Below are 2,735 nucleotides of genomic sequence, written 5' to 3' on the forward strand. Positions count from 1 at the left end.
CTTTCGGCACTAGAACCTAAATCTAGCGTGTCTACCAATTCCACCACATCCGCATTCTGACAGGCGCGCTCATTTTACTGTCGCCTTCATCGATGTCAATCGTGGCGCCCCCCGCATCGGCCAGCGGTCGCTACCGCTTCAGTTTTCCTCGTCGTGGTCGACATGATGACTGAACGAGGCGAGGAAAAGTCGATGCTGCGATGCCTGGAGCTCATGTGGCCGCTGACCCGCAGGTTAGTCAACGGGTTCAACACGCAACTCAAAAGCGCGTTGCCGGGCTACTGCGCCTTTTGCAGTGTCGCCGCCGAGGGCGGGCTGTCCTGGTGCCCCGACTGTTTCTCCGACATGCCCTGGAATCACGGCGCCTGCGAGCTCTGCGCAGAGCCGCTGCCGAGCGCGCACGCCGGGACGCTTCGCCCGCGTCAGTGTGGGCGATGCCTGAAACGCCGACCGGCGCAGACGTCGTCATGGGTACCGCTGCGTTACGAGTCGCGGGTGACGCACCTGGTGCAGCGCTACAAGTTCGCGGCGGACCCGCGGGCAGGAGAGGTGTTGATACAGCTGATGCTGGCATCGCTGGACCGCGCTCCCGAACTGGGAGCCGCCATGATCGGCGTGCCGGGGCAACATGAGCGCACGCGGGAACGCGGGTTCGACCACACCGCCTGGTTGACCAGACGCCTGGCGGCACGACTGGCACTACCGGTGATCGTGGCCGAGCGGGTGCGGGAGACACCCTCCCAGCGGGGCTTGGATCGACGCTCCCGACGCCGCAACGTGAGCCGTGCGTTCGTCGTCAATCGAGCGCTGCCAGCGGCGGTCACCATCGTCGATGATGTCATGACGACCGGCGCCACGCTGGATTCGCTGGCCAGGGCCTGTCGAGATGCCGGCGCCGAAAGGGTGACGGCGATGGCTTTCGCGCGTACGCCGTCGGCGCGAATCTGATAGCATGCGCGCAAGCCTGCCGCTGCTAGCCGAGGTTCGTATGAGCGCCGTTTCCCTGCATCCGTTCGAGACGCTGACGCCACAGCGAGTGGTCGAGGCCGTCGAGTCCCTGGGGCTCTGGCTGCCCGGCGAGCCGTTCGCCCTCAACAGCTACGAGAACCGCGTCTATTCATTGACCGATGACGACCGCCGTCGCTGGGTGGTGAAGTTCTACCGCCCGGAACGGTGGAGCGACGAGCAGATTCTCGAGGAGCACGCCTTCCTCCAGGCGCTCGCCGCGGAGTCGGTCGCGGTCGGTGCCCCATGGGAAAGCGCCGAGGGCCACACCCTGCACCATTTCGAGGGTTTTCGCTTCGCGCTGTTTGCACATGTGGTCGGCCAGGCGCCGGAGCTCGAAAATCCCTCCCATCTGTTTGCGCTCGGTGAGCTGATCGGCCGGGTTCACGAGATCGGTGCCCGCCAGCCTTTCCACCACCGCCTGCGACTCGACCTGAACGCCATGGTCGACGAAAGCCGGCGCCGCGTCCTCGAGGCTCGTTGGCTGGATGCGCGACAGCGGCGCCTCTATGGCCAGGTCATCGACGCCCTGGTGCCGCTGCTGGCGGAGCACGCCTGGCCCGAGAGTGCGCTCCAGCGGGTTCACGGCGATTGCCACCTCGGCAACATGCTGGGACGGGACGAACGATTCTCTCTGGTCGATTTCGATGACTGCCTGATGGCGCCGGCGGTACAGGATCTCTGGATGCTGCTGACCGCGCAGTCGCCGGGGGAGTGGCAGATGCAGCTGTCCGAGATCATCGAAGGCTACGAGATGACCCGGGAGTTTGATCGGCGCCAGCTCGATTGGATCGAGACCCTGCGCACGCTGCGCCTGATTCGCCATAGCGCCTGGGTAACCGCGCGCTGGGAGGACCCCGCCTTCCCCCGGGCGTTTCCCTACGTCGCGGAGAGCGGATACTGGGATCGGCATATCCGTGACCTGGAGCAGCAGCGTGTGGCACTCGACTCGCCGCGCTGGCTCGCCTGAACCCGTCATTAGTCGGTGCCGAGATAGTGGTGCCGGTGCAGTTTCGCTAGAATCGGCCCTCACCGAGAGTGAGGCCGGGGCGGTCGCGGTGGCGAGCGCGTCCGATCGATGATAACGATAGACAAGGCAGCAACATGACAGAGCAACTGGCAGGCCATTATCACGGTATTCTGGAAAAGCTGGGGGAGGATCCCCAGCGTGAAGGCCTGCGCGACACCCCGATGCGTGCCGCCAAGGCGATGCAGTTCCTGACCCAGGGTTACAGCCAATCGCTGGAGGAACTGGTCAACGGTGCGGTTTTCGCGTCCGACACCGACGAAATGGTGCTGGTGAAGGATATCGAGATGTACTCGATGTGCGAGCACCACGTGCTGCCTTTCATCGGCAAGTGCCATATCGCCTACCTGCCCCAGGGCAAAGTGCTGGGACTGTCGAAATTCGCGCGCATCGTCGACATGTACGCGCGTCGACTGCAGATTCAGGAACATCTGACCCGGCAGATCGCGGAAGCGGTGATGCAGGTGACCCAGGCGCGCGGCGTCGGCGTGGTGATCGAGGCCCAGCACATGTGCATGATGATGCGGGGAGTGGAGAAGCAGAACTCCAGCATGAAGACATCGGTGATGTTGGGCAGCTTCCGCAAGAATCAGACCACGCGCCAGGAATTCCTGATGCTGGTCAACGGTCGCTGAGGACCGCTTTGCCTGGCCCCGCTCGGGCCCCCGGTAACGGTTCCGTATGGATAGCCGCAAGGACAGCA

3 protein-coding genes are annotated in these 2,735 nt (G+C 64.2%); all 3 read left to right on the forward strand.

The window, feature by feature from the left end; all coding sequences use genetic code 11:
* The first annotated feature begins 192 nt into the window (after positions 1-192).
* The gene (locus tag Q0602_RS01755) at positions 193-948 is read left to right on the forward strand and encodes a double zinc ribbon domain-containing protein (protein ID WP_298837995.1); all 756 of its coding nucleotides are present in this window, start codon (positions 193-195) and stop codon (positions 946-948) included.
* A 40-nt stretch (positions 949-988) separates the two neighbouring features.
* Complete coding sequence (locus Q0602_RS01760) at positions 989-1,975, forward strand: serine/threonine protein kinase (RefSeq protein ID WP_298837997.1); 987 nt, start codon at positions 989-991, stop codon at positions 1,973-1,975.
* A gap of 134 nt (positions 1,976-2,109) precedes the next feature.
* Positions 2,110-2,667, forward strand: coding sequence for a GTP cyclohydrolase I FolE (gene folE / locus Q0602_RS01765; RefSeq protein ID WP_149433909.1), 558 nt, complete (start codon positions 2,110-2,112; stop codon positions 2,665-2,667).
* The last annotated feature ends 68 nt before the right edge of the window (positions 2,668-2,735 follow it).

It is taken from the genome of uncultured Salinicola sp. (genome assembly GCF_937921195.1).
Lineage (GTDB): Bacteria > Pseudomonadota > Gammaproteobacteria > Pseudomonadales > Halomonadaceae > Salinicola.

Bases quoted from the DNA above. Each gene is read 5' to 3' on its own strand.
- Q0602_RS01755 (WP_298837995.1), top strand. From the start codon at position 193: ATGCTGCGATGCCTGGAGCTCATGTGGCCGCTGACCCGCAGGTTAGTC.
- Q0602_RS01760 (WP_298837997.1), top strand. From the start codon at position 989: ATGAGCGCCGTTTCCCTGCATCCGTTCGAGACGCTGACGCCACAGCGA.
- folE (WP_149433909.1), top strand. From the start codon at position 2,110: ATGACAGAGCAACTGGCAGGCCATTATCACGGTATTCTGGAAAAGCTG.